The organism is Clostridioides sp. ZZV14-6153 (genome assembly GCF_020657855.1).
Taxonomy (GTDB): Bacteria; Bacillota; Clostridia; order Peptostreptococcales; family Peptostreptococcaceae; genus Clostridioides.
On the sequence record NZ_JAGWCZ010000002.1, the window covers coordinates 367201 to 393586 of the forward strand.

General features: G+C 29.6%; 27 protein-coding genes and 1 riboswitch. Of the genes, 23 read left to right on the plus strand and 4 right to left on the minus strand.

Annotated elements, in window-relative coordinates; translation table 11 throughout:
• Positions 1-25 precede the first annotated feature (25 nt).
• Positions 26-532, plus strand: a complete 507-nt coding sequence (locus KGF46_RS04440; RefSeq protein ID WP_227829278.1) for an NUDIX hydrolase — start codon at positions 26-28, stop codon at positions 530-532.
• A gap of 170 nt (positions 533-702) precedes the next feature.
• A complete protein-coding gene (locus tag KGF46_RS04445; protein WP_227829277.1) occupies positions 703-1725 on the plus strand; it encodes an AI-2E family transporter in 1023 nt (340 codons plus the stop codon).
• A 141-nt stretch (positions 1726-1866) separates the two neighbouring features.
• Here KGF46_RS04445 and KGF46_RS04450 read toward each other — a convergent pair whose 3' ends face one another.
• From KGF46_RS04450 to KGF46_RS04460, 3 genes are all read right to left on the minus strand, one after another.
• The gene (locus KGF46_RS04450; RefSeq protein ID WP_021385244.1) at positions 1867-2175 is read right to left on the minus strand and encodes a DUF1540 domain-containing protein; all 309 of its coding nucleotides are present in this window, start codon (positions 2173-2175) and stop codon (positions 1867-1869) included.
• A 61-nt stretch (positions 2176-2236) separates the two neighbouring features.
• Positions 2237-2665, minus strand: coding sequence for a hypothetical protein (locus KGF46_RS04455; RefSeq protein WP_227829276.1), 429 nt, complete (start codon positions 2663-2665; stop codon positions 2237-2239).
• A gap of 224 nt (positions 2666-2889) precedes the next feature.
• Complete coding sequence (locus tag KGF46_RS04460) at positions 2890-4347, minus strand: carbon starvation protein A (protein WP_227829275.1); 1458 nt, start codon at positions 4345-4347, stop codon at positions 2890-2892.
• 420 nt (positions 4348-4767) lie between these two features.
• Between KGF46_RS04460 and nadA the strand changes: the two genes are divergently transcribed.
• The 12 genes from nadA (at position 4768) to saoL (ending at position 14435) form a co-directional block, all read left to right on the plus strand.
• A complete protein-coding gene (nadA, locus tag KGF46_RS04465; protein WP_227829274.1) occupies positions 4768-5682 on the plus strand; it encodes a quinolinate synthase NadA in 915 nt (304 codons plus the stop codon).
• 12 nt (positions 5683-5694) lie between these two features.
• The gene (locus KGF46_RS04470; protein ID WP_227829273.1) at positions 5695-6996 is read left to right on the plus strand and encodes an L-aspartate oxidase; all 1302 of its coding nucleotides are present in this window, start codon (positions 5695-5697) and stop codon (positions 6994-6996) included.
• Positions 6977-7813 (plus strand): carboxylating nicotinate-nucleotide diphosphorylase, encoded by an 837-nt coding sequence (gene nadC, locus KGF46_RS04475; RefSeq protein ID WP_227829272.1) that lies wholly within the window; start codon positions 6977-6979, stop codon positions 7811-7813. Before KGF46_RS04470 ends, nadC begins: the two co-directional genes overlap by 20 nt.
• Before the next feature lie 282 nt (positions 7814-8095).
• The gene (saoD, locus tag KGF46_RS04480) at positions 8096-8428 is read left to right on the plus strand and encodes a DsrE-related protein SaoD (RefSeq protein ID WP_227829271.1); all 333 of its coding nucleotides are present in this window, start codon (positions 8096-8098) and stop codon (positions 8426-8428) included.
• An 86-nt stretch (positions 8429-8514) separates the two neighbouring features.
• On the plus strand, positions 8515-8772 hold the full coding sequence (gene saoT / locus KGF46_RS04485; RefSeq protein WP_255287729.1) for a thioredoxin-like (seleno)protein SaoT: 258 nt from the start codon (positions 8515-8517) through the stop codon (positions 8770-8772).
• A 26-nt stretch (positions 8773-8798) separates the two neighbouring features.
• Positions 8799-9884, plus strand: coding sequence for an efflux transporter SaoE (gene saoE, locus KGF46_RS04490; protein WP_227829269.1), 1086 nt, complete (start codon positions 8799-8801; stop codon positions 9882-9884).
• On the plus strand, positions 9877-10335 hold the full coding sequence (gene saoC, locus KGF46_RS04495; RefSeq protein WP_227829268.1) for a Cys-Cys-COOH (seleno)protein SaoC: 459 nt from the start codon (positions 9877-9879) through the stop codon (positions 10333-10335). The genes saoE and saoC overlap by 8 nt, the downstream gene beginning before the upstream one ends.
• A 36-nt stretch (positions 10336-10371) precedes the next feature.
• The gene (gene saoX, locus KGF46_RS04500; protein ID WP_227829267.1) at positions 10372-11460 is read left to right on the plus strand and encodes an ABC transporter substrate-binding subunit SaoX; all 1089 of its coding nucleotides are present in this window, start codon (positions 10372-10374) and stop codon (positions 11458-11460) included.
• A gap of 4 nt (positions 11461-11464) precedes the next feature.
• Positions 11465-12262, plus strand: coding sequence for an ABC transporter substrate-binding (seleno)protein SaoB (saoB, locus tag KGF46_RS04510; protein WP_255287728.1), 798 nt, complete (start codon positions 11465-11467; stop codon positions 12260-12262).
• The gene (saoP, locus tag KGF46_RS04515; protein ID WP_255611287.1) at positions 12223-13029 is read left to right on the plus strand and encodes an ABC transporter permease subunit SaoP; all 807 of its coding nucleotides are present in this window, start codon (positions 12223-12225) and stop codon (positions 13027-13029) included. Before saoB ends, saoP begins: the two co-directional genes overlap by 40 nt.
• On the plus strand, positions 13029-13781 hold the full coding sequence (gene saoA / locus KGF46_RS04520; protein WP_227829263.1) for an ABC transporter ATP-binding protein SaoA: 753 nt from the start codon (positions 13029-13031) through the stop codon (positions 13779-13781). The genes saoP and saoA overlap by 1 nt, the downstream gene beginning before the upstream one ends.
• Positions 13782-13793: 12 nt before the next feature.
• Entirely contained in the window at positions 13794-14435 is a 642-nt protein-coding gene (gene saoL / locus KGF46_RS04525; protein WP_255287726.1) for a MerB-like organometallic lyase SaoL, read from the plus strand.
• 136 nt (positions 14436-14571) lie between these two features.
• On the opposite strand, the gene yidA is transcribed toward saoL, so the two are convergent.
• Positions 14572-15393, minus strand: coding sequence for a sugar-phosphatase (gene yidA / locus KGF46_RS04535; RefSeq protein ID WP_227829260.1), 822 nt, complete (start codon positions 15391-15393; stop codon positions 14572-14574).
• A gap of 508 nt (positions 15394-15901) precedes the next feature.
• Here yidA and KGF46_RS04540 point away from each other — a divergent pair.
• From KGF46_RS04540 to grdD, 9 genes are all read left to right on the plus strand, one after another.
• Positions 15902-17596, plus strand: a complete 1695-nt coding sequence (locus KGF46_RS04540; protein ID WP_227829259.1) for a M3 family oligoendopeptidase — start codon at positions 15902-15904, stop codon at positions 17594-17596.
• A gap of 318 nt (positions 17597-17914) precedes the next feature.
• Positions 17915-18026: riboswitch (glycine riboswitch) on the plus strand.
• A gap of 103 nt (positions 18027-18129) precedes the next feature.
• Positions 18130-18501 carry a GrdX family protein gene (locus KGF46_RS04545; RefSeq protein WP_227829258.1) on the plus strand — a complete coding sequence of 124 codons (372 nt, stop codon included), beginning with the start codon at positions 18130-18132 and terminating at the stop codon, positions 18499-18501.
• Positions 18502-18598: 97 nt separating this feature from the next.
• The gene (gene trxB, locus KGF46_RS04550) at positions 18599-19546 is read left to right on the plus strand and encodes a thioredoxin-disulfide reductase (protein WP_227432680.1); all 948 of its coding nucleotides are present in this window, start codon (positions 18599-18601) and stop codon (positions 19544-19546) included.
• Positions 19547-19622: 76 nt separating this feature from the next.
• Positions 19623-19940, plus strand: coding sequence for a thioredoxin TrxA (trxA, locus tag KGF46_RS04555; protein ID WP_227432681.1), 318 nt, complete (start codon positions 19623-19625; stop codon positions 19938-19940).
• 267 nt (positions 19941-20207) lie between these two features.
• On the plus strand, positions 20208-21494 hold the full coding sequence (locus KGF46_RS04560) for a glycine/sarcosine/betaine reductase component B subunit (protein WP_227829257.1): 1287 nt from the start codon (positions 20208-20210) through the stop codon (positions 21492-21494).
• Between the two features lie 134 nt (positions 21495-21628).
• Complete coding sequence (grdA, locus tag KGF46_RS04565; RefSeq protein ID WP_227829256.1) at positions 21629-22102, plus strand: glycine/sarcosine/betaine reductase complex selenoprotein A; 474 nt, start codon at positions 21629-21631, stop codon at positions 22100-22102.
• Positions 22103-22133: 31 nt separating this feature from the next.
• Positions 22134-23444: a glycine reductase complex selenoprotein B gene (grdB, locus tag KGF46_RS04570; RefSeq protein WP_227829255.1), complete on the plus strand. Its 1311-nt coding sequence runs from the start codon at positions 22134-22136 to the stop codon at positions 23442-23444.
• 253 nt (positions 23445-23697) lie between these two features.
• Entirely contained in the window at positions 23698-25230 is a 1533-nt protein-coding gene (grdC, locus tag KGF46_RS04575) for a glycine/sarcosine/betaine reductase complex component C subunit beta (RefSeq protein ID WP_227847085.1), read from the plus strand.
• 10 nt (positions 25231-25240) lie between these two features.
• The gene (gene grdD / locus KGF46_RS04580; RefSeq protein ID WP_227829253.1) at positions 25241-26386 is read left to right on the plus strand and encodes a glycine/sarcosine/betaine reductase complex component C subunit alpha; all 1146 of its coding nucleotides are present in this window, start codon (positions 25241-25243) and stop codon (positions 26384-26386) included.

Sequence of the window (26386 nt, forward strand, 5' to 3'; positions counted from 1 at the left end):
ATAATGAAAGTAAGGAGATTTGAAAGTGGAATTATGGGATTTGTATAATGATGATGGAAGTAAAACAGGAAATGTTATAGAGCGAGATAATTCTATTGAAGAAGGATATTATCATTTAGCAGTTGAAGTGTGGATTGTAAATAGTAATTCTCAGATTTTAATCCAGAAAAGGTCTAAAAACAAAAAGACATTGCCAAATATATGGGGAATGACAACTGGATGTATTGTTTCTGGAGAAGAAAGTTTAGATGGTGCAATTCGTGAGGCTAAGGAAGAAATAGGAATTGATATATCTAAAGATGAGATAAAGATTTTTAGAAGTATGATTCATGGAGATACTCTTTGGGATGTATATTTAGTTAAAAAAGAGTATGATGTATCAAATGCAATTTTGCAAAAAGAAGAAGTAAGTGATATAAAATGGGTAAGTACAGGTGAAATAAGACAATTGTTAAAAGAAGGCTTATTTTTTGAATATCCAGAGATATATGACTTACTATCTGATATAGATAATGGTGATTTAAATATATAATGTAGGAAGAATTAGATATAAGTATGTATTATCTAAAATTATCTTCTCTAAAATTTAATGTTTTATTAGGGAGAATTAATACATTATTTTTAATGTTATCCTAATTAGATTTTAGAATTAGAGTAATAAGTTTGATTGTTAAGTAGTAAAAATTTGGGGAGGATTATGATGTGGAGAATAACAAAGAATTGACATCTGATAGTTCAAAATATAAGATTGTTTCTATATCTGTGGTAGTGATTATTTTAATTACATTTTGGTATATGTTAAATATGGTGCTTTTAACATTTATAATGACTTTTGTTTTTTATAATTTATTGGTTTCCATAAGAAAAAGAATTAGGAAATTATTTTCTTTCTATATTCCTGATTCATTGATAATTATAGTGTTATATTCATTATTTGCTATATTATTAGTATTGATTAGTTATGCAGTTGTGCCAATAATTATAGTTCAACTTACAGAGTTAAGCAGGATTTTAAGTAATTTTGATGTAAATCAATTTGCTCAGTCTTTAGGGCCAAAGATTTATCCTATTGTTTCAAAGTTGGATTTTAATAAGTATATTTCACAGGCAGGGTTGTTAATAGCATCGGCAGCAACCAAAGTTGGAAGTTTTGGGGTAAATATATTACTAGCTTTTTTACTGAGTTTACTGCTTTTACTTGAAAAAAATGATATTAAAAAATTTGGAAATAAACTTGCAGAAAGTAAGATATCTTTCATCTATAATTCTCTTGTATTTTTTGTAAAAAGTTTTGTAAAAAATTTTGGTGATGTAATGAAAGTACAAGTAATGATTGCATTTATAAATTCTATTGTTTCTATGATTTTTTTAGGATTTATGGGTTTTCCTCAAATATGGGCTTTAGGGCTTATGATTTTTGTTTTGGGTCTTATTCCAGTAGCTGGAGTTATAGTGTCTCTAATTCCATTAACAGTAATAGCACTTAATATAGGAGGGGTAGCAAAAGTATTTGGTGTTTTGGCTATGATTTGTATAGTGCATGCAGTGGAAACATATATATTAAATCCTAAGTTGATGTCAAATAGAACAAAACTTCCAGTTTGCTTTGTTTTCATTATTTTACTTGTGGGAGAGCATTATTTAGGTGTATGGGGATTATTAATTGGAGTTCCAATATTTATGTTCCTTATGGATATATTTGGTGTGAAGTTTACCTCAAGATGATAACTTATATGATGTTAATTTACTAATACATAGTGATTTAATTGTAAAAAAGAACCTATAATAGATATCTTTTAAAAGGTGTCTGTTTTATAGGTTCCATTTTATTTTTTATAAACACTATATAGTTAAGTATCAATGAAATTATTTCATTTCAAAAGTTTCACAGCTTGCATTTCCTGAGTTTATATGAACTTTTTCAGCTTTGCAAAGTTCATTTTTGTTGTATTTACATTTTACAGCCTCACAGTGAATATTATCTGTATCAACTTGGTTAGTGTCATTAGAACGACTAGTTATACCAGATGTATATTTGTCTTCAAAAGAAGCACAATAAGTATTTCCTGTAGTAGTTGCTTGCATTCCATCTACTTTTATGCTACCAGCATAACAATATCCACTAGTATTATAAGCACAGTTAGTAGCGTCACAATTTAAATTATTATTTTTCATAAATAACCTCCTAAGTTTTTTATTTAAACTTATTATGTGAAGTTATTTAAATTTTATACACTTATTTACAATTACATTTCTTACATTTAACAATTACATCTTCAGAAGTTTCTCTTCCTAAATTTTTATTAACATGATACACATCAATATTTTCAGTTGAACCACATATAGAACATTTAAAGTTATTTTCTAGTAAAGCTCTTTCTCTAAACAACTTCCAATACATAGAATTAATATAATCATTATAGTTTACCTTAAGGCATGTTTCAAGAAAGTTTATGTATAGATTGTCTAAGTCTCCTGTATTTAAGTCTGTATATTCTGGTTCAAAATATTCACAGCATCCTCTAAAATCAGGTTTGGTATCTGAAATAACACATTTAATATCATATCTGTAATCTAGGCTAGGCCCCTTCAATGAAAGGTGTGTACAAAAAGAACAAGATGTTTCTGGTAAATTTTTTTCTAGTTCATGTAATTTATTATTCATAAGTATTCCTCCAAAAAATTATTTTGAGTATATAAACAAGTAGATTATTTTAAATCTTTTATTTATTTATATTAGATATATAGGATAAATATTCCAATAAAAGGTATCTGTTTATTTATTAATGTGTCTAATAAAAAAGAGGCTAATCTCTATTTTGAGACAGCCTCTTTTTATTGAGTTATTTAAAATTAAAAGTTTTAATAAAAATCTAATAATATTTATATTTAGCTAGCTAGATTTGTATCCGTTTTGTTTTTTAGTTTTCTACCATAGTATACAGTTAAAACCGCATATAAAACAGTAAAAATGGTAGCTAAAATATATGATATGTTTATACTTAGGTTGAATCCAATTTGAGCATTGAATATATAACTAGAAATTACAAAAGAATAAAACATACCTGGGATTAAGCTTATGATATAATTTTTTTCTTTGATTATAAGATAAACTGTAATCATAGCAAATGCGAATATAGCAATAGTTTGGTTACTCCAAGAAAAATATCTCCATAATATATTAAATCCAGAAGCGCTAAGTTTTGCAAATATAAGGATGGCTATAACAGGAATAAATATACAGATTGATAATATAACACGATGCTTCTTTTCTTTTTGGTCATAATGGAAGTAATCTGCAAGCATTAATCTTAAAGATCTTAAAGCTGTATCTCCAGAAGTTATTGGTAAAACAATAACACCTATTATAGCTATAATACCGCCAACAGAACCAAGTAAGTCTCTAGCAACTAAACCTATTACATCAGGAGAACCTATTAATTCACTAGGTATTCCTTTATTGTAAATACCCATAGCAGCTGCAGCCCAAATCATTGCAATTAAACCTTCTAAAATCATCATATTATAAAAAGTGCTCTTACCTTCTTTTTCACTTGAAACTGATCTTGCTATAAGAGTAGCTTGAGTTGAGTGGAATCCAGAAACAATACCACAAGCAACTGTAACAAAGAATGTAGGGATAAGAGGAATTCCATTAGGATGGATGCCCTTCCAGTTTGCTAGGCTTAAATTAGCTAAGTCATAACCTTGTGTAAATATTCCAATTCCAACGCCAGCAGCAGATAAAAGTAGAATGGCTCCAAATATTGGATATATTTTTCCTATTATTTTATCAATTGGAAATAGTGTTGCACATAAATAATATACAAAGATGATTCCATAAACTATCCAAACGACTGGATTATTGATAGTTGATTTCATATTTAAAATTTGAGTAACTACCAAATCTCCAGGTGTATAAATAAAAACTGCACCAACTAAAAGCATTAATAAGCAAAGGAAGATATTATAAACTTGAAAGACCTTATTACCTAAAAATCTGCTGATAAGAGAAGGCATCTGTGCTCCTTTTTCTCTTATACTAATCATTCCACTCATATAGTCATGTAAAGCTCCCCCCAATACACAACCAATAGGAATTAGTATAAATGCAATTGGACCAAATAAAATACCTTGTATAGGTCCTAAAATCGGTCCTGTACCAGCTATATTAAGCAACTCAATAAGACTATTTTTCCATTTTTTCATTGGAACATAGTCTACTCCATCACTTTGAGCAAGTGCAGGTGTTTTTCTGTCATCTGGGCCAAATACTTTTTCACAATAAGCGCCGTATAAAGCACCTCCTATTAGTAAAATAGCCAAACCAATTAAGAATGTTGTCATAACATCACCCCATTTATAAATTTTTTTTTGGATTCTGTATACATATTGTCTGAATGTGTAAGTTTTTATAAGATTTTATACTTAAAGTGCTTACAAATTCTATAAAGTATTAAAACTAATATAATTTCAGAAATAAATACATATACATAATCATGCACTTAGTATACATGTATTTGGAAAAAATTTCAATATTATAACAAGAAAGAATATAAAAAATATTCTGATAATATTCTACAAAAAATTAAAAAATACAAAAAAATAATTTAAATAGCTATGAAAAAATGATAAATCAATTGATAGTGTAAGTGTCTATATCTTAACAATATTAAGAGGTCTAAAATTCTTGAAGAAAAAATAGTCAAGTGATATAATGAATTTACAGGTGTATATACACTAGTACATATAGAAAGCGGTGCAATTATGGATAAAGATTTAACATATCAAATCAAAGAGCTAAAGAAAGAAAAAAATGCAATAATACTTGCTCATTTTTATCAACCACCAGAAATACAAGAATTAGCAGATGCAGTTGGAGATTCGTATTACTTAAGTGAAATTGCTAGAGATTGTAAAGAAGAAGTGGTTGTATTTTGTGGTGTGAGATTTATGGGAGAAAGTGCTAAGATATTATCACCTGAAAAAACTGTATTGATGCCAGTAAGTAACGCTGGATGTGCTATGGCAGATATGGTAGATGAAGAAGGCGTGATAAAACTAAAACAACAGTATCCAAATGCTTTGGTTGTATGTTATATAAACTCTACAGCTAAAGTTAAAGCACATTGTGATGTTTCAGTTACATCATCTAGTGCAATTAAAATATTAGAAAACATAGATAATAAAGAAATTATATTCCTTCCAGACAAGAACCTAGGAGGATATATTGCAGAAAAATTCCCTAATAAAGAATTTATATTTTGGGATGGATATTGTAAATATCACAACAATATAAAAATTGAAGAAATAATTGAATTGAAAGAAAAGTATAAAGATGCAGAAGTATTGGTACATCCAGAATGTAAAAAAGAAATAAGAGACTTAGGAGATTATGTAGGGAGTACATCAGGAATAATAAAATATGCTACTAACAGCAAAAATACAGATTTTATAATAGCAACTGAAGAGGGTATCTTACATGAATTAAAGAAAAACAATCCTAATAAAAATTTTTATATTCCAGGTGGAAGAATACTATGTACAGATATGAAAAAAACGACATTAGAGAATTTGTATAGTACTCTTAAAAATATGGAAAACGAAGTTATTGTAGAAGATGAAATTATGGAAAAAGCTTTAAGTTCACTGCTTAATATGCACAGATTAGCAGAAGGATAGAGGGATAGACTTATGAATTTAGAACAGGATGTTTTAATAATTGGAAGTGGTGTTTCGGGATTATATTGTGCATTAAATTTGGATAAAAATTTAAATGTGTTAGTAGTATCAAAATCTACAATTGAAAACAATAATACATATCTTGCACAAGGTGGAATTTCGACTGCTAGAAATATTGATGATATAGAGTCTTTTGTAGAAGATACAATGAAGGCTGGTCAGTATAAAAATAGGGTCGAAGCAGTCAAAGTTCTTGCAGATGAATCTATAGAAAATGTAGGTCAAATAGTAGACTATGGTATGCCTTTAGACAAAGAAAATGGAGAGATAGATTATACAAGAGAGGGAGCTCATAGCGTAAATAGAATAGTTCATAGCAAAGATAATACAGGAGAGGTTGTTTTTAAGACTCTATTAAAAGAAGCTAAAACTAGAGAAAATATAACTCTTATAGAAGATGCTTATCTTTTAGATATATTAAAAGATGGTAATAAGTGTGTAGGAGCTAGAATTTTTAAGTCTCAAAAAGAAATTCATATCTTTTCAAAGGTAGTAGTTTTAGCTACAGGTGGAATTGGTGGACTTTTTAAAAATTCTACTAATCAAAGACACCTTACAGGTGATGGAATTGCCATAGCATTAAGAAATAATATTAAAATAGAAAATTTAGAATATATTCAAATACACCCAACAGCTTTCTATGAAGAAAATAGTGAAGGCAGAAGGATGCTTATATCTGAATCTTTAAGAGGAGAAGGAGCTAAACTTTTAAACAAAAACAAAGAAAGATTTGTAGATGAACTTCTTCCAAGAGATGTAGTTTCAAAAGCTATTTTTGAACAAATGGAAAAAGATGATTTACCTTATGTATACTTAGATGCAACACACTTAGATAGTGAATATTTAATCAATAGATTTTCTTTTATATACAATGAATGTTTAAATAGAGGAACAGATATAACCAAAGAATACATAAAGGTATCTCCTGCACAACATTATTTTATGGGGGGAATACATGTTGATTTAGATTCAAAAACATCTATGGAGAACCTATATGCAGTAGGTGAAATTAGTTGTACAGGTGTTCATGGAGCTAATCGACTAGCAAGCAATTCACTACTTGAAGGTCTTGTATTTTCAAAAAGAGCAGCTAAAAATATAAACTCAGTTATAGGTAGTATAGAAGTGAAGTTTATAGATGTACCAAATATAGATGTGGATGTGGAAAAAGTAAAGGAAGAGAATAAAATATTAGTTATAAAAGAAATAGAAAGAACAAGTGAGGATTTTGGTGATGAATTATTTGATTATTGATAAAATGATACAAGATGCTTTAATAGAAGATGTTCCAAGTGAGGATATAACAACTAATTCTATTGTAGATGAAAATTCTAAGTCTACTGTAGATTTAATTTGTAAACAAGATGGTATAATAGCAGGTTTAGGTGTGTTTAAAAGGGTTTTTGAAATACTTGGAGATGTAGAGATAGAGTTGTATAAAAATGATGGCGATAGGGTAAATAATGGTGAAAAGATAGCTGTATTAACTGGAAATACTAGAAACTTACTTGTGGGAGAACGTGTAGCTTTAAATTATTTACAAAGAATGAGCGGAATAGCTACTACTACAAGCATGTATGTGGAAAAACTTGAAGGTACAAATACTAAACTATTGGATAGTAGAAAAACAATACCTAATCTTAGAATTTTAGATAAATATTCTGTAAAAGTAGGTGGAGGATGCAATCATAGATTTAATTTATCTGATGGAATATTACTCAAAGATAATCATATTGGAGCTGCAGGTAGTGTTAAAAATGCAGTTGAATTAGCTAGAAAAAACACTTCTTTTGTCAGAAAAATAGAGGTAGAAGTGGAAACTCTAGAGATGGTAAAAGAAGCTATAGAGGCTAAAGCAGATATAATAATGTTAGATAATATGAATTTGGAGACAGCAAAAAAGGCTGTAGAAATGATAGATGGGAGAGCAGTTGTAGAGTTTTCTGGAAATGTAAATTTAGATACAATAGAATCTATAGGAAAAATTGGTGTTGATGTTGTCTCTGTGGGAGCGCTTACACACTCAGTAAAAGCTCTTGATATAAGTATGAAAAACTTAAGAAATATATAAAAAAGTATTAAAATAGATTTAATTTAATAATATGATAAATAATTAAAATAGATTACTTAAATAAGTTAGATAAATTTAAGTAATCTATTTTTTATTTATTAAAGTTAACTGAAAAGACAAAATAATAAAAAAGTAATTGAATAAATATAGATAAACGCTATATACAACTTTCATAATATAGTTATTATCAATTTTACAGATAAATACGAATAAACTTATAATATAATTACATATGTAAAATTTTGTATAAAATTTAGATGAAAAAGTATAGGGGGAATAAAAATGAAAGTAGCTTATATTTTTAGTAGTACTAACGCACATAAAATTCTAGACAAAATGATAATACCACAATTAGAACAAGGAACTCATGGAGTAGATGTCTTAGGTATGTTTTTCTTTATGGATAACACCTTATTTTTGTCTAAAGATAATCCAGTAGGAGAAAGATTAAGTAAATTACATGAAAAGACAGATATGATAATAATGGCTTGTGACCAGTGTGCTATAGAAAGAGGTATAGAGGATAACTTGGTTGATGGAGCTACAATTGGATGTTTCCCAAATTTATATGCTTGTTTAGGTGGTGCAGGTGTGGACCAAGTTATAACATTATAAAATCTTGAGGTATACAATCCATAGAAAAAATTTTCTGTGGATTATTTTAAGTAAAAGATAAATTGTTTAGAGTAGGGGATGGACAAATGGCTAAAATTTTAGTTGAATTCATAAATACTTGACCATCTTGTGATGAGCATGGAGTGTTTATAAAAAAAATATCTGAGAAGTATACTGATAAATTAGACGTAAAACTTTACCAAGCAGGTAAGGATTTCTCATATGTCAAGAAGTATGGAATCATAACAAAAGGAACATTGATAATAAACCAAAAAAAGAAGTACGATAGATTAAATAAAGATACCATCGAAAAAGCAATAGTAGAAGCTATAAATAATAGTTAAAAGTTTAAAAATTAGGAGCAGTAAAAATGAATATATTAGAAATTGTTTTAAGTGGAGTGAAAAACACTATAGTAGCTTCTATAGTTACACTAAATGGAGCATCGGGATGGCTTATGATAAGTTTTGTATTGGCAGGAGTTCTTCACAATGTTTTAACGCCAAAAAGGTTTCAAAAACAACTTGGAAATAAGAATTTTTCTTCTTTGATTAAAAGCACTATTTCAGGGATGTTTTTACCAATTTGCAGTTGTGGTGTAATACCATTGGGGATAAGTATGTATTATTCGGGAGCATACTTAGGGCCAGTACTTGCCTTTATGACATCAACTCCAATAATAAATCCAATAGCTGTAGTTCTTTGCTTAGGCCTTTTGGGACCTAAAATCACAATCATTTATCTTATATCTGGATTTTTAGTACCATTTTTAGTAGGAGTTTTGGGGAATACTTTTGGAAAAGAAGAATTATTTCTGCAAAAGGGCTCAGATGAAGAAGCTATAGAATTAGAAGAAGAAAAGAGAAGTTTTATAGAAAATATGATTGATGGGCTTAAATGGTCTTTTGGAGAGTTAGCACTTACTATTAGTAAATATGTAATAATGGGGATGCTTTTTGCCGGATTTATAACAACAATTTTTCCAAATAGTATAATTCAAAAATATTTAGGAAATCCAGGTTTACTATCTCTTGGAAGTATCTCAATACTTGCATGTGTTATGTATGTATGTGCTGTAGGACATATTCCATTTATAGCAGCTCTTGTTGCAAGTGGAGCATCTCCTGGGATAGCCATAACATTTTTGATAGCTGGGGCAGCGACAAACTTACCAGAACTTATAAGCATGTGTAAACTTATTGGAAAAAGAACTGTTGTTATATATTCAGTTACGCTAACACTCTGTTCAATAATAATAGGTTATATAACAAATTTACTTTTGGCAAACAACAATACTGTGAATTTAGAGACAACAAATTCTTCAATACAATTAGCAAATAAACTAATGTTAAATATACCAGATAGTTTTGAATATATATGTACTATTTTAATTATTTTATTTGCACTTAAAGCAGTAATACCAAAGATGAAAGAGGTCATAGGAAATCATGCTTAAAAAGGTACTTATAATATCATGTGTAGTGATTGCATTAATAGTTTTATCAAGGGTAGTTGATGATAACCTTAAACAAAATGACTCTATTCCAAATGTAAATCAAGAAACATTAAAATATTTCAAGAAAAATTATAAGGAAGATATAATAACTTGTGCTGAAGAAGACTTAAACAATGATGGAAAAAAAGATTTAGTAGTTATATATAAAAAAGGTAATAATTCAAATGAAATGGTAGTGGTAGTTTCTGATAAAGATGGTCATTATATAACAAAACCAATACCAGCACCTATAGAGAATCAAACTATAACTTTTAAAAATATTGATGAGAAGCCACCAATAGAAGTAATAGTGTCAGGTTCTAAAAATGGCAATGTAGGATACGCTATTTACAGAGTAGAGGGTAAAAAACTTGTTGATTTATTTGGAGAAGATATGGACAAGTGTTGCTAAAAATAAAAATAATACATAATAAGGTGGGAAATTGAAATGAAAGTATCTAAAAAGATTCAAGCATTAATCTTAGTTAGTGTAATGGGAGCATCTATACTAACTGGATGTAGCAGTAAACCGAAAGAAGAGGGGAAAAAAGCTGGAAATGATGATTATGCGATAACAGTAGGGTATTATAATTGTGACCATATGACAGCTGGACCAGTAGCAGAAGCAGCAGGAATATATAAAGATTTAGGTCTTAATGTAAAAACTGTTGGGAATGGTAAAGTTCCTGAAGCCATGGCAGCAGGTAAGATGGATGCTGGTTATATAGGAACAAAGGGGCTAGTAGGAGCCATACCTAAAGGTTCACCAATAACAATAGCAGCAAATAATCACACAGGTGGGTCTGAATATCTAATAGTTTCAAATGATATAAAAGAGCCTAAGGATTTAGTGGGTAAAAAAATTGCAACAGATATGAGTGATTTCTTATGGACAAGTGATTATGGACCAGAAACAGGATTACCAACTGATTCATCAAAATATGAAGTTGTAAATATGGATTCAGATAAAGATAAATATTTAGCTCTTAAAACTGGAAAGATACAAGCATTTACATCTTGTGACCCTTGGGGTTCTGTAGCTGAAAATGATGGAGTAGGAAAAATAATAGCATCAACTCAATATAAAGAAAAAGCTAATGATAAAGAATATAACTGTTGCTCATTCTCATTGAATAAAAACTTTATAAAAGAGCATCCAGATTTAGCAAAACAATTGGTTTTAGCTCATACTAAAGCAATAGAATATATATATACAAATCCAGCAGAAGCAGCTAAAATATTTGCAAAATATTATAATGTAGAAGAAGAAGTTGCACTTAGAACTATTTATAAAAAGACAGTTGGAGAAGGTAGAACGCTTACTTGGAAAGTTACAGGAGAAGAATATAAAAACAATTTACAAATGTATAAAGATTTAAAGGCATTAGATGATATACCTAAATATGAAGATACAATTGATACAAGTTTATTAGATTCTTGTGGGGCAGACGATTTCGATAAGTTTATAAAAGAAAAAGTTAATCCAGAGTTTCCAGAAGGCATGAGTTATGAAGATTGGAAGGCAAAGGTATTATAAGTAAATGGAGAGAATAAAAAATATAATAATACTTTTTATCATTATTTTAGGAAGTATATTTATAATATTTTTTAATTTTGAAGATAAAGAAGAAATAAAAGGAAAATTAAGAATAGGGGTATCTGATGATACCTCTGGTTTTGTAATAAATTATATGATAAATAAAGATTACTTTGAAAACATAAAAGTAAGCGATGTAATGGAGACTTTTACAATTAATGATTGCTGAGCAAGTACAATGCAATGGGCTCTGAGTTCAGAGGAAATAGATATAGCAATCATATGTAAAGATGCAGCAAAGCAGTATGTAAATGCAACGAGTGAGTTTGAAATTGTTGGTACAGTAGTTCAAAATTCAGATATATTTTTATTAAAGAAGAACAATCCTCAAAAAATAGGAATAATTCAAAATAGAAATTATCAATCTGAATTAGTAAAAAAATACTATGAAAATATAAAAGTTTCTCCATTATTAGGGACAGCACTAGCATATGGACTAGAAAGTAATTTAGTAGATGGTGTTGTAATAGATTGCATAAAAGCAATTGGGTTAGAAGGCGAAAAAAAATCTACAGCTGAATTAGGTGACTATGATACATATGTATTAGTTGTGAATAAGGAGTTTAAGAAAAGCAAGTCGTATAGTGATTTTATAAAACTATACAATAAAAGTGTTGATGATTTAAAGCATGAAGCTATATTTAAGAAATCATTAAAAGAGTATAAGAATATAAGAAATATAGATATGGAGGAAATAAGAAGTTGGAAATTAAAATTTCTAAAGATAGAGGAGATAGAATAGCTAAGAAAAAATCTAAAAGTAGTATGGACATTTTATATAAAATAATACTCTTAGTTATTATATTTTTAGCCTGGCATTTTGCAGCAAAAGATATAGGGAGTTCTTTATTACTCCCAATGCCAGTAGATGTAATAAAAGGTTTCTTTTACTGTGTGACAGATGCAGAGACAGTGACTAATCTGTTTATAACATTGCAAAGAGTGCTTAAAGGATTTATGTATGCATTATTGTTTGGACTTCCAATAGGATTTATTATGGGATTTTCTAAGACTTTTGAAAAGCTTTTATCTCCAGTAGTAGATTCTGTAAGACAAGTTCCTATAATGGCATGGGTTCCTCTTACAATAGTATGGTTTGGTATAGGAGATGGTCCAACAATATTTTTAATAGCTTTTTCAGGTGTTTTTCCCATAATTTTAAATACTATTCAAGGTGTAAGAGCAATATCAAAGGATTATTATAATGCAGCTAGAAGTATGGGAGCATCACCAATTGTAATATTTGCAAATGTAATAGTACCAGCATCTCTTCCAGATATATTGACTGGTTCAAGAATTGCTATAAGTACAGGATGGATGTCTGTTATCTGAGCTGAGTTCATAGCTACGAGTGCCGGTCTCGGTTACTCCATGGTACAAGCTCAGACATTGATGCATACAGATGTATTAATTGGGCTTATGATATTTGCAGCTTTAATAGGATTTATAATAGATAGAGTACTAAAATTTATAAATAAAATCCTTTGTAGATGGAGGTTTGCAGATTAATGAAATTAAGTGTTAGAGATATAAATAAAACATTTGTAAATAGCAAAGTACATACAAAGGTTTTGGAAGATATAAGTATAGATATAGAAAATGGTCAATTTGTTTGTCTTTTAGGACCATCAGGATGTGGAAAAACAACTTTACTTACTATAATAGGTGGATTTCAAAAGGCAGAGAGTGGAGATGTTTTTATAAATGATAAAAAAGTTAAAAAACCAGGTATAGATAGAGCTTTTATATTTCAAAACTACGCTCTATTTCCGTGGAAGACTATAAGAGGCAATGTTCTATTTCCTATGAAACAACAGAAAATACCAAAAGAAAAGAGAGAAGAAATGTTGGAAGAGCTTTTGGTTATGTCTGATTTAAAAGGGAAAGAAAAGCTGTTTCCTCATCAATTGTCTGGAGGAATGAAACAAAGAGTTGCTATGATAAGAGCTTTAGCATGTAATCCTGAAGTATTATTAATGGATGAACCACTAGGAGCAGTTGATTTTCAAATGAGACAAAACTTACAAGAAGAACTTGAAAGAATATGGACAAAAAAGAAAATAACTGCATTAATGGTAACTCATGATGTTGATGAAGCTGTATATATGAGTGATAGAGTTATAGTAATGTCAAGGGATAAGGGAAGGATTCTTGACGATATAAATATAGATATTCCAAGACCTAGGGCTAGAGGGAGTCAAGAATATGAAGAATATAAGAATAAATTAACTGACATTTTGTCAAAATGTTATGATGTTTAAAGAGGAGTAGAAATGAGTCAAATAGAAAAATACAATAGTTTAGATGATACACAACGAAAAATAAGAATATATATTATGGATATGATAATAGATAAATGTTCTAGTGTTACACTTAAAGAAGTAATTGAACATATAAGTGAAAATTTAAATTTAGAAAAAGAATATCTAGAAACTACACTAAAACATTTTATTGATAAAAATATAATGGTTGTTGATGGAGATAGTATAAATTTTATATATCCAGTATCAGCATTACCTACTAATCATAAAGTTATATTAAGTGATAATCGAAGCTTTAGTGCAATGTGTGCTATAGATGCAATAGGAACTTCTTGTACATTTAATCGAGATGTGAGAATAAATTCTATTTGTAGTGCCACAGGTAAAGAAATAGAAATATTTATAAAAGATGAAAAAATTGAATATGTAAACAATCCAGATTTAAGAGTGCTTCATATAAACCTTGATAAGCATTCAAATTGGGCAGCAAGTTGCTGAAATGTAATGAATTTCTTCTGGACGAAGAATGATTTTGATGCGTGGACAAAAGAAGCAGGATTATCAGATGATGAAAATATATATTGTTTGGATATTAATGAAGCAATAGTAGAGTCATATAAAATATTTAAACTTGAACAAAAAGTATTAGTATAAGAATACATCTATCAAAAACTAAAAATATCCTTTAGACAAAAACACTATATAATATCAGTAATATACATTATTAGTATTTGACATATATACAAGATGGATTTAAATCTAAAGGGATATTTTTAGTTTTTTTAGGTATTTAGATAGCTTTATTAAGTATATATTTGTTTATAACCTTTGCAACTCCATTTTCATTGTTGGTATCAGTAACATAATCAGCAATTTCTTTTATGCTACTACGTGCATTTCCCATAGCCACACCAAGTCCTGCATATTTTATCATATGTTGGTCATTCTCTTCATCACCAACAGCAATAGCATTTTCTATAGGTATATTTAGATTATTACATAATGTTTGAAGTGCGGTACCCTTATTAGTAGTTTTACCTAAAAATTCTAAATAAAAAGGGGCAGACCTTACTATAGTATATCTATTGAATAAATTCTTAGGAAGTTGTTTTATAATTTCTTCTAATCTTTCTGGTTCATCAACTATCATAACCTTACAGATTTTAATAGATTTATCAATTTTATCTTTGTGTATATATTTAACTTCTATATCATTCAATTTAGCTTCATGAAGTGTGTACTTACCAGGAGTTTCGTTTGGCGTAACTAAATTTGTCATTGTATTTATGTGTATTTTGGTATTATATTTTTTACAAACATTGTTGTATATAAAATCAAAGTCGTCTAAAGTCATCTCTACATCATGTATTATTTTTTCACTTTTAACCTCTTGAATCATAGCTCCATTGAAGCATATAACATAATCACCTTCATCTGTTAGATTTAACTGATTTAAAAGTCCTTTGACACCAGGAAGGGGTCTACCTGTTGTTATAACTACTTTAGCTCCAGCCTTCTTTGCTTCTTGAATAGATTCAAATACTTCAGGAGTAACTTTTCTTTTTGTATTTAATATTGTTCCATCAATATCTAGTGCGATTAATCTGTACATATCAACCTCCAGTAAATTATATCCTCAATTTTCTAATGAAAACGTTGACACAGCTAGTGTTGAACAAAATTTCAGTAGAAAATTTAATGTGTATATTATTATACCAAGAGATAAGCAATTTAGAAAGTTTAATAGTATTAATTTTTTGATAAATTTATTATTTATATAACATATTCATGTAATATTGTATCTTTTATGAGTATATAAATGTTATCTATAAAAAATGGTATCGTTTGCATTTTAATATAGATATAAGCTTCTATTATAAAGGTTAATAGTTTTATATACAAACTTTATTAAAGTTTGTACAGTAATTAGTTTTATTCTATAAAATATTGTAATTACAATAATCATATGTTATTATTCAACATGATTACAATGTAAATGTTATTCAAAATAATGAGTTATAAAGTCATAGTAGTATGTAATACATGTAAATAATAGCATGTAATACATATAAAACTATATTTATAAATATAAAGAACAAATTTATAAAGGAGAGTTTTAAATGAAGTTTTCAGAGTTTAAGTATGAAAGACCAAATTATAATAGTATAAAAAAAGAGTTTTTAAAGTGTGTAGAAGAAATAGATAATTCTTGTTGTTATGATGAACAACAAGAAAATATACATAAAATTAATTTGTTGAGAAATAAAATAGAAACGTTGTCAAACATATCATCTATAAGATACAGTATAAACACTCTTGATAAACTCTATCAAGAGGAAAAAAATTATTGGGATGAATACATGCCTTTATATGAAGAATTAAATACATATTTTTATAATGCTATAGCAAATTCAAAATTTAAATCTAATTTGAAAAAAGAATTTGGAGAACAATTTTTTACAATAGTGGATTACTCTTTAAAAAGTTTTTCCAAAGAGATAATAAAGGAATTACAAGAAGAAAATAAATTGTGTTCAGAGTATACTAAACTTTTAGCATCTGCACAGATAATGTTTGTAGGAGAAGAAAGAAACTTATCTGGAATGGGAATGTTTATGTGTTCTAGGTCTAGAAAAACAAGAAAATTAGCAAATAAGGTATATTATAATTTCTTTGAAGAAAATGAATCTAAATTTGATGATATATTTGATAAATTAGTTAAACTGAGAGATAAAATAGCAAAAAAACTAGGTTTTAAAAACTTTGTAGAGCTTGGATATATTAGAATGATGAGAAGTAATTACAGAGAAGATAGGATTGAAAATTTTAGAAAACAAGTACTAAAATATATTGTGCCACTGGCTGATGAACTTTATGAAAAGCAAGCTAAAAGAATAGGTCTAGAATCTTTGAGTTACATAGATGAAGACTTAGAATTTTTAACAGGAAATGCAACTTTAAAGGGTAATTCAGAATACATAATTGAAAATGGAAAAAGAATGTATGCTGAATTATCTAAAGAAACTGATGAATTTTTTGATTTTATGTTGAAAAATGAACTTATGGATTTAGAAACAAAGAAAGGAAAAGGGGCTGGTGGATACTGTACTTATGTACCGGATTATAAGTCACCATTTATTTTTTCTAACTTTAATCAAACATCTGATGATATAGATGTATTGACGCATGAGGCAGGTCATGCATTTCAATTGTATATGTCTAGATGGATTGAAATGCCAGAGATTAATTTTCCTACACTGGATAGTTGCGAAATTCATTCAATGAGTATGGAATTTATAACATGGCCATGGATGGAGTTATTTTTTAAGGAAGATACAGATAAGTACAAGTTTACTCATTTATCATCTGCAATTAAGTTTATACCATATGGAGTAGTTGTTGATGAATTTCAGCATTATATTTATAAAAATCCTAATATCGACAAATCAAAAAGAAAAGAAATATGGAGATTTTTAGAAAAAAAATACTTACCACATAGAAAGTATGATGATAATTCTTTTTTAGAACGAGGTTGCTGGTGGTTTAAACAAGGTCACATATTTAAAAATCCTTTTTACTATATAGACTACGCATTAGCTCAAATTTGTGCATTACAATTCTGGAAAAAAATGATTAAAGACAAAGAATCTGGATGGAATGATTATATAAACATCTGTAAAGTAGGTGGAACAAAGTCATTTTTAGATATTGTAAGTATAGGAAATCTATATTCTCCATTTAATAATGACTGTATAAAATCTGTTATAGACGATGTAAAATCATGGTTTGATGAAATAAATGACATCAATTTGTAAAAAATTATGAGAAATTTATTCTGTAAGAGCAAAAATTTAAAAAAAATATCTTTCTTACAAAAATGGTTATATTTTTAATCAATATGAAATAATAAACCAAAAAAGATTTGTACTTAAAAAAAAAAGAAAATACAGGAAATATGTAATATCAACATTTGGAAAAAAAGGTAAAAATGTATACAAAATACATATAAAAAAACTATTGCAAATTTTATAGAATGTTTATATACTTAAGTCAACAGAGATAGAAAAAAGCTATTTATAGAAATAAAAGATAAATTGCTAACTTTTCAATTTTCTGAAAATATAATAATCCGGGCGAAGAGTATGGGAGACTGCTTTATAAAAAAGCGACCGAAGGGACAAATTTAATCTTACATACCCAGAAGATTAAATGAAATTCTCAGGTAAAGATGACTGTGCTTGGACGGGTCTCTGAAAATGATTTTAACAGGGAAGACAAATTGGGAGATTTGTTTTTCCTGTTTTTTATTTATCGAGTAATAAATAAAAGTTTGAAAGAGAGTAAAAAGATGATAATAATTACAAATAATCCAAAAGTAAAAGAAGAAGTTCAAGACAGAGAAGTTTTATTTAAAGATACAACTTATATTGGAATCTTAGAAACAAGTAGAGACTTGATACACGAAGGATATGAACTTTTATCTCATCCACTATATGGGAGTGTAAAACCAAATGAAACACCTTATAGAACAATTATACTAAAACAAGGAAATCGTTTGGATATAAACTCTTTAACCTTAATTGAAGAAGCAATCATCACTGCAAGTAAATTTCAGAATAATAAAAAGACTCCAGCATGGACAGAAAGCGTTCAAGATGACTTTAGAGTAATCGATTATGACATATTTTATAATACAATACAAAGAATGCAGTATGAATAAATGAATTTGTTAAAAAGTTGTTAAAATAGCCTAAATATTAAATCTGATTTAATATTAAATAAAAATTAAGAAATTTAATTGGGGAGGATAAGTCAAAATGGAAAATGTGTATGACTTAGTAATAATTGGTTCAGGACCAGCAGGGCTTGCAGCAGGTCTTTATGGAGCAAGAGCAAAGTTGAAAACTCTAATCCTAGAAAAAGATAAGACTGGTGGGCAAATTGTAATAACACATGAAATTGCAAATTATCCAGGGTCAGTTCCAAATGCAACAGGACCAAGTCTAATAGCTAGAATGGTTGAGCAATGTAAAGAGTTCGGAGCAGAAATGTTAAGAGACAATATTGTAGATACTGAACTAGATGGAGATATAAAAGTTTTAAAAGGACAAAAGGCAGAATATAGAGCAAAAGCAGTAATAATAGGAACAGGAGCAACACCAAGAAAAATTGGTTGTCCAGGAGAAAAAGAACTTACTGGTAAAGGGGTTTCATATTGTGCAACTTGTGATGCAGACTTCTTTGAAGACTTTGAAGTATTTGTTGTAGGTGGAGGAGACAGTGCATTAGAGGAAGCAATGTATTTAACTAAATTTGCTAGAAAAGTAACGATTGTACATAGAAGACAAGGATTTAGATGTGCTAAAAGTGTTGAAGAAAAAGCAAAGGCTAATCCAAAGATAGAGTTTTTACTAGATACAGTAATAGAAGAAATAAAAGGTGATGGAATATTAGAATCAGTTGTATTTAAAAACAAAGTTACTGGGGAAACTCATGAGTACTTTGCAGATGAAGAAGATGGAACAATGGGAGTATTTGTTTTCGTTGGATTAGATGCTCAAACTGATTTATTCAAAGGCAAAGTTGATATGGATGAAAAAGGTTATATAATAACTGATGAAGACATGAGAACTAATATACCAGGTGTATTTGCAGCAGGTGATTGTAGATCTAAGACTCTAAGACAGGTTGTAACTGCAACTAACGATGGAGCAATTGCATCTATAGTAGCTGAAAAATATATTGATGAAAAGTTTGAAAACTAAAAAGCTGTAAGGTAAAGTCAATGAATAATATTTAAAATATTAAAATAAAATAAAAATTTCAAGGGGGAACATGAAAATGTTAGATTTAGATAAAAGTACTTTTGATGAAGAAGTTTTAAATGCAGAAGGTTTTGTATTTGTTGATTTCTGGAGTGAAGGTTGTGAACCTTGTAAAGCTTTAATGCCAGATGTTCATAAATTAGCTGAAACTTATGGGGATAAAATAAAGTTCTGTAAAATGGATACAACAAAAGCTAGAAGATTAGCGATAAAACAAAAAGTATTAGGACTTCCAACTATGGCTATATACAAAGATGGAGAAAAAGTAGACGAAGTTACTAAGGATGATGCTACAATTACTAATATAGAAGACATGATTAAAAAATATCTTTAATATATTGATATAATATTAACAAAAACAAAGAAAAAATCTATTTGAGTCTAGAAGTAAAATAAAAAGGTTTTTATGTCTAAGTTTGTTAAAAAAATAATTTTAGATAAAATATTTTTTTTACGATAAAGAATTTTTAGTAATAAAACAAATATCAAGACATAAAAACATAATATGGAAACATCTTTAAAATAAGTTAGAAAATATTGATATAACTTTGAGAAAAACTCAAATGCATATATACAAAATTAAATAACAGGAGGTGCAAGTATGCGTCTTGAATTAGGAAAAATCTTTATAAAAGATATTCAATTTGGTGATGTAACAGAAGTGAAAGATGGAGTATTATTCATCAATAAGCAAGAGATGCTACAAGAAATTGGTGGAGATGAGCATATTAAGTCTATAGATATAGAATTAGCTCGTCCAGGTGAAAGCATAAGAATAACACCTGTAAAAGATGTTATTGAGCCAAGAGTAAAAGTTGAAGGTAATGGGGGAATATTCCCAGGTATCATATCAAAGGTTGACACTGTAGGAGAAGGAAAAACTCATGCTTTAAAAGGTGTAGCTGTTGTAACTACTGGAAAGATAGTAGGTTTTCAAGAAGGTATAGTAGATATGACTGGAGAAGGAGCTAAATACACTCCATTTTCTAAATTAAATAATGTAGTAGTAGTAGCTGAACCTATTGATGGTTTAAAACAATATGCTCATGAGAAAGCTGTTAGAATGATAGGATTCAAAGCAGCAATGTATTTAGGAGAAGCAGCAAGAAATCTTACTCCAGATGAAGTTTCAGTATATGAAACTAAACCTCTTCTTGAGTCAATAAAAGAGTATCCAGAACTTCCAAAAGTAGGATATGTTTACATGCTTCAAACTCAAGGATTATTACATGACACTTATGTATATGGTGTAGATGCAAAACAAATAGTGCCAACATTATTATATCCAACAGAATTAATGGACGGAGCAATTGTAAGTGGTAACTGTGTTTCTGCATGTGACAAAAACCCAAGTTATGTTCATATAAACAATGGAGTTGTTGAAGACTTATATGCAAGACATGGTAAAGATATAAATTTTGTAGGCGTAATTATAACTAATGAAAATGTTTACCTAGCAGATAAAGAAAGATCTTCAAACTGGACTTCTAAGCTATGTAAATACTTAGGATTAGATGCAGTTATAGTTTCACAAGAAGGTTTTGGAAATCCAGATACTGACCTTATAATGAACTGCAAAAAAATAGAAATGCAAGGTGTGAAAACAGTTATAGTTACAGATGAATATGCTGGACGTGATGGAGGTTCTCAATCACTTGCAGATGCAGATGTAAGAGCAGATGCTGTTGTAACAGGTGGAAATGCTAACCAAGTTGTAGTACTTCCTAAGTTAGATAAGGTAATTGGCCATTTAGAAGTAGTAGATGTAATAGCTGGTGGTTCTGATGGAAGTTTAAAAGCTGATGGAACTATTGAAGTTGAAATACAAGCTATAACAGGTGCAACTAATGAAACAGGATTTGGTCATTTAACTGCTAAAGGATATTAAGAGTTATTTCATTAAACGATTTAGTAATATTATGATTGAGTAATATCAATTAAAAAGATTGTAAATAAATCTATCAAAACATAATGAATGTTATAGATATATAAATAATTAGAAATATAATAAGGAGGATTATTATGAGTTTACTTAGTAATAAAAAGGTTCTTATAATAGGTGACCGTGATGGTATACCAGGACCTGCAATAGAAGAATGTGTAAAAACAGTAGAAGGAGCAGAGGTTGTTTTCTCATCTACAGAATGCTTTGTCTGAACAGCTGCTGGGGCTATGGACTTAGAAAATCAAAACAGAGTTAAAGAAGCTGCTGATAAATTCGGAGCTGAAAATGTTGTGATTTTACTAGGTGCTGCTGAAGCCGAAGCTGCAGGTCTTGCAGCCGAAACAGTAACTGCGGGGGATCCAACTTTCGCTGGACCACTTGCTGGAGTTGCCTTAGGATTAAGTGTTTACCATGTTGTAGAGGAGCAAATGAAAGAATTATTTGATGACACTGTATATGAAGATCAAATAAGTATGATGGAAATGGTTTTAGAAGTTGAAGAAATAGCAGAAGAAATGTCTGGTATAAGAGAAGAATTTTGCAAATTTTAATGCCTAAAAGCAAAAGGGGTGAAACTAAGAGATGGGAAAACTAAGAGCAGTACATTATATTAATCAGTTCTTTGCTGGTATAGGTGGAGAAGAAAAAGCTGATACTAAGCCACATGTGGCAGAAACTTTACCTCCAATAAGTTTACAACTTGATAAATTATTAGGTGAAGATATTGAAATAGTTGGTACAGTAGTGTGCGGAGACAGTTATTTCAATGAAAATATAGATAGTGCAAGTGAAGAAGTTTTAGCAATGATAAAAGGTTTTGAACCACAACTTTTCATAGCTGGGCCTGCATTTAACGCTGGTAGATACGGAGTTGCTGCTGGAACAATAACTAAAGTTGTAAAAGAGGCTTTAAATATACCAGCTTTAACAGGTATGTACATTGAAAATCCAGGTGCAGATATGTTCAAAAAGGATGTTTATGTAGTAGAAACTTCTGATTCTGCAGCAGGTATGAGAAAAGCACTTCCTAAGATAGCTAAACTTGCAATAAAACTTGCTAAAGAAGAAGAAATTGGAACTCCTAAAGAAGAAGGATACATAGCTAGAGGAATAAGAGTTAACTACTTCCATGAAGACAGAGGTTCTAAGAGAGCTGTTGACATGTTAGTTAAGAAAATAAAAGGTGAGCCATTTGAAACTGAATATCCAATGCCAAACTTTGATAGAGTTGACCCAAGTAATCCTGTAAAAGACCTATCAAAATGCAAAATAGCTTTAGTTACTTCTGGTGGTATAGTTCCTAAAGGAAATCCAGATAGAATAGAATCTTCTTCAGCTTCTAAATATGGAACTTATTCTATAGCAGGAGTTATGGATTTAACAGAAGAAACTTATGAAACTGCACATGGTGGATATGACCCAGTATATGCAAACTTAGATGCAGATAGAGTATTACCTGTTGATGTTCTTAGAGATTTAGAAAAAGAAGGTGTAATAGGAAAATTACATGAAACTTTCTATACAACTGTAGGTAATGGTACATCTGTTGCAAACTCTAAAAAATATGCTTCTGAAATTGGAGCAGCATTGGTAGCTGATGGTGTAGATGCAGTAATCTTAACTTCTACATGAGGTACTTGTACTCGTTGCGGTGCAACGATGGTAAAAGAAATAGAAAAAACTGGACTTCCAGTAGTTCATATGTGTACAGTAGTACCTATTTCGTTAACAGTAGGGGCTAACAGAATAGTTCCAACTATAGCAATACCTCATCCACTTGGAAATCCAGCACTTGACCCTACAGAAGAAAAAGCCCTAAGAAGAGGCCTTGTAGAAAAAGCATTAAACGCTTTAACTACAGAAGTAGATGGTCAAACAGTATTTGAAAAATAAAAATAACACACATATATATTATATAGATAAAAATATAAACACACACTAAAAATAAAAAATAACTATACACAAAAAAAATAATATAGATTTCATGAATGGGTAAATGTGAGTTATTCATTCATGAAATCTTAAAAAATACCAAAATACATAAAAAAAGAATAAAATCAAATATACAATAAAATAAAAATATAATAATTGAAGTCTTTAATGAAATTAAAATTAGGTGTTCATAAAATTTATGGAGGTGCACAAAATGACTTATCCAGTTTTAAAAGGGGCAGGCTATGTACTTATTCATACTCCAGATATGATAGTGCAAAATGGAAGTACTTGTACAGTTGAAAGAGCAACAAATCCAGATTCAGAATTTTTACAAGAAGTAGGTAATCATATAAGAAGTTACGAGGATGTAGTTAACTACATGCCAAATCAAGTTTACATAGGAAACAGAAGACCAGAAGAATTAAGAGATTTACCAATGCCATGGTGTGAACAAAAAGTTGAGGGAACTAGAAATGGTAAATTTGGTGAAATAATGCCTCAAGATGAGTTTATAGCTTTAATGCAAATAAGTGATGCATTTGACTTAGTAAAGTTGTCACAAGAATTTATTGATGAAGTAAAACCAAAAATCGAAAATAACTACCCTGAAATTGCACCATTTGTAGGGAAATTAAAGGGTGATGATATAGAAGAAGGTAAGGAATTAGTAGCAACACACATAGCAGAAGGATTATACCATGATGGAAAATTCGTTGGCTATGTAAAAAGAGCACATGATGTAGATGTTAACTTAAATGCCCATACAATGTTTGAAAATTTAGTAGTAAAAGCATCTGGAGTTTTATCTGCTATTCAAATGCTAAGACATAGCAAAATAGACCCTGCTGAAATAGATTATGTTATTGAGTGTTCAGAAGAAGCTTGTGGAGATATAAACCAAAGAGGTGGAGGAAACTTTGCTAAATCAATAGCTGAAATAGCTGGACTTCAAAACGCAACTGGTTCTGATACAAGAGGATTTTGTGCAGCACCAACACATGCATTAATTCAAGCTGCAGCTTTAGTAAAATCTGGAATACACAAAAATGTAATGGTAGTAGCAGGTGGAGCAAGTGCTAAACTTGGAATGAATGCTAAAGACCACGTTAAAAAAGGTCTTCCTGTACTTGAAGATGTTGTTGGAGGATTTGCAGTACTTGTATCTGAAAATGATGGTGTAAACCCAGTTATAAGAACTGACTTAACAGGTAAGCATACAGTGGGAACTGGTTCTTCACCTCAAGCAGTTATGACAGCACTTATAACTTCAGGTCTTGATAGAGCTAATTTAAAAATAACAGATGTTGATGTATATTCAGTTGAAATGCAAAATCCAGATATAACTAAGCCAGCAGGAGCAGGAGATGTTCCAGAAGCAAACTACAAAATGATAGGTGCACTTGCTGTTAAACGTGGAGACTTAGAGAAGAAAGAATTAAAAGATTTTGTAGCTAATAAAGGATTACCAGGATGGGCACCAACTCAAGGACATATACCATCAGGAGCTCCTTATATAGGATTTTTAATAGATGATTTAACTACAGGAGATAGAAATAGAGCTATGATAGTTGGAAAAGGTAGTTTATTCTTAGGAAGAATGACTAATTTATTTGATGGAGTATCTTTTATAGCTGAAAGAAATACAGGTGTTACTGAAGAGACTTCAGGAATATCTAAAGATGAAATTAAGAAGATAATAGCTGAATCTATGAAAAAACTAGCATTAGATATGTTAGAAGAATAGGGGTGAGGATATGTCAAAAAAAGTAATCGCAGATGTATTCTTAGAAGTAGCTAATGCAATAGAAAGCGGAGAATTTGGCAAAAAAATAAGAATTGGTGTGACTACACTTGGAAGTGAACATGGTGTAGAGAACATGGTTAATGGTGCACACTTAGCAAAATCTAATTTATTTGATATAGTACTTATTGGACCAAAAGTGGAAACTGACCTTGAAGTAGTTGAAGTTAATGATGAAAAAGAAATGCATGGAAAAATGGAAGAATTATTAGACTCAGGATATATAGATGCTTGTGTTACTATGCATTATAATTTTCCAATAGGAGTATCTACAGTAGGTAGAGTAATAACTCCAGCAAAAGGAAAAGAAATGATACTTGCAACAACAACAGGAACAAGTGCTACTAATAGAATAGAAGCAATGGTAAGAAATGCTATTTATGGTATTGCTACAGCCAAATCAATGGGAAATAAATGCCCAAAAGTTGGAATACTTAATGTTGATGGAGCTAGACAAGTTGAAAAAAGTTTAAAAGAGTTAAAAGATAATGGATATGATATAGAATTTGCGGATTCAATTAGAGCAGATGGTGGATGTGTTATGAGAGGTAATGATTTACTTGTAGGTGCACCTGATGTTATGGTTACTGATACATTATCTGGAAATATATTTATGAAAGTATTTTCTTCATATACTACAGGTGGAGACTATGAAGCTCAAGGCTTTGGGTATGGCCCTGGAGTTGGAGAAGACTATGATAGAAGAGTACTTATAGTATCGAGAGCATCAGGTTCTCCAGTAGTAGCCAATGCATTAAAATATGCTTATGATGTTGTAAAGGGAGAAATAAATAATATTGCAAGAAGTGAATTTGCAAAAGTTAAAGGTGCAAAATTTGATGATATTATAGCTTCTCTTACTAAAAAAGAAGTTAAAACTGAAAAAGTAGAAGTTAAAATGCCAGATAAAGAGGTTGTTACTCGTCAAATAGCTGGTGTTGATATAATGGATTTAGAAGATGCAGTATCTGAACTATGGAAAAATGGAATCTATGCTGAAAGTGGTATGGGTTGTACAGGGCCAATAGTTCTTGTAAATGATGCTAAAGGTGATTTAGCTGTTGAAACTTTAATCAAGGCTGGATACACTGCAAAATAA

Coding starts and splice junctions, on each gene's coding strand:
- KGF46_RS04450 (WP_021385244.1), bottom strand. CDS start 2,175: ATGAAAAATAATAATTTAAATTGTGACGCTACTAACTGTGCTTATAAT.
- KGF46_RS04455 (WP_227829276.1), bottom strand. CDS start 2,665: ATGAATAATAAATTACATGAACTAGAAAAAAATTTACCAGAAACATCT.
- KGF46_RS04460 (WP_227829275.1), bottom strand. CDS start 4,347: ATGACAACATTCTTAATTGGTTTGGCTATTTTACTAATAGGAGGTGCT.
- nadA (WP_227829274.1), top strand. CDS start 4,768: ATGGATAAAGATTTAACATATCAAATCAAAGAGCTAAAGAAAGAAAAA.
- KGF46_RS04470 (WP_227829273.1), top strand. CDS start 5,695: ATGAATTTAGAACAGGATGTTTTAATAATTGGAAGTGGTGTTTCGGGA.
- nadC (WP_227829272.1), top strand. CDS start 6,977: ATGAATTATTTGATTATTGATAAAATGATACAAGATGCTTTAATAGAA.
- saoD (WP_227829271.1), top strand. CDS start 8,096: ATGAAAGTAGCTTATATTTTTAGTAGTACTAACGCACATAAAATTCTA.
- saoE (WP_227829269.1), top strand. CDS start 8,799: ATGAATATATTAGAAATTGTTTTAAGTGGAGTGAAAAACACTATAGTA.
- saoC (WP_227829268.1), top strand. CDS start 9,877: ATGCTTAAAAAGGTACTTATAATATCATGTGTAGTGATTGCATTAATA.
- saoX (WP_227829267.1), top strand. CDS start 10,372: ATGAAAGTATCTAAAAAGATTCAAGCATTAATCTTAGTTAGTGTAATG.
- saoA (WP_227829263.1), top strand. CDS start 13,029: ATGAAATTAAGTGTTAGAGATATAAATAAAACATTTGTAAATAGCAAA.
- yidA (WP_227829260.1), bottom strand. CDS start 15,393: ATGTACAGATTAATCGCACTAGATATTGATGGAACAATATTAAATACA.
- KGF46_RS04540 (WP_227829259.1), top strand. CDS start 15,902: ATGAAGTTTTCAGAGTTTAAGTATGAAAGACCAAATTATAATAGTATA.
- KGF46_RS04545 (WP_227829258.1), top strand. CDS start 18,130: ATGATAATAATTACAAATAATCCAAAAGTAAAAGAAGAAGTTCAAGAC.
- trxB (WP_227432680.1), top strand. CDS start 18,599: ATGGAAAATGTGTATGACTTAGTAATAATTGGTTCAGGACCAGCAGGG.
- trxA (WP_227432681.1), top strand. CDS start 19,623: ATGTTAGATTTAGATAAAAGTACTTTTGATGAAGAAGTTTTAAATGCA.
- KGF46_RS04560 (WP_227829257.1), top strand. CDS start 20,208: ATGCGTCTTGAATTAGGAAAAATCTTTATAAAAGATATTCAATTTGGT.
- grdC (WP_227847085.1), top strand. CDS start 23,698: ATGACTTATCCAGTTTTAAAAGGGGCAGGCTATGTACTTATTCATACT.
- grdD (WP_227829253.1), top strand. CDS start 25,241: ATGTCAAAAAAAGTAATCGCAGATGTATTCTTAGAAGTAGCTAATGCA.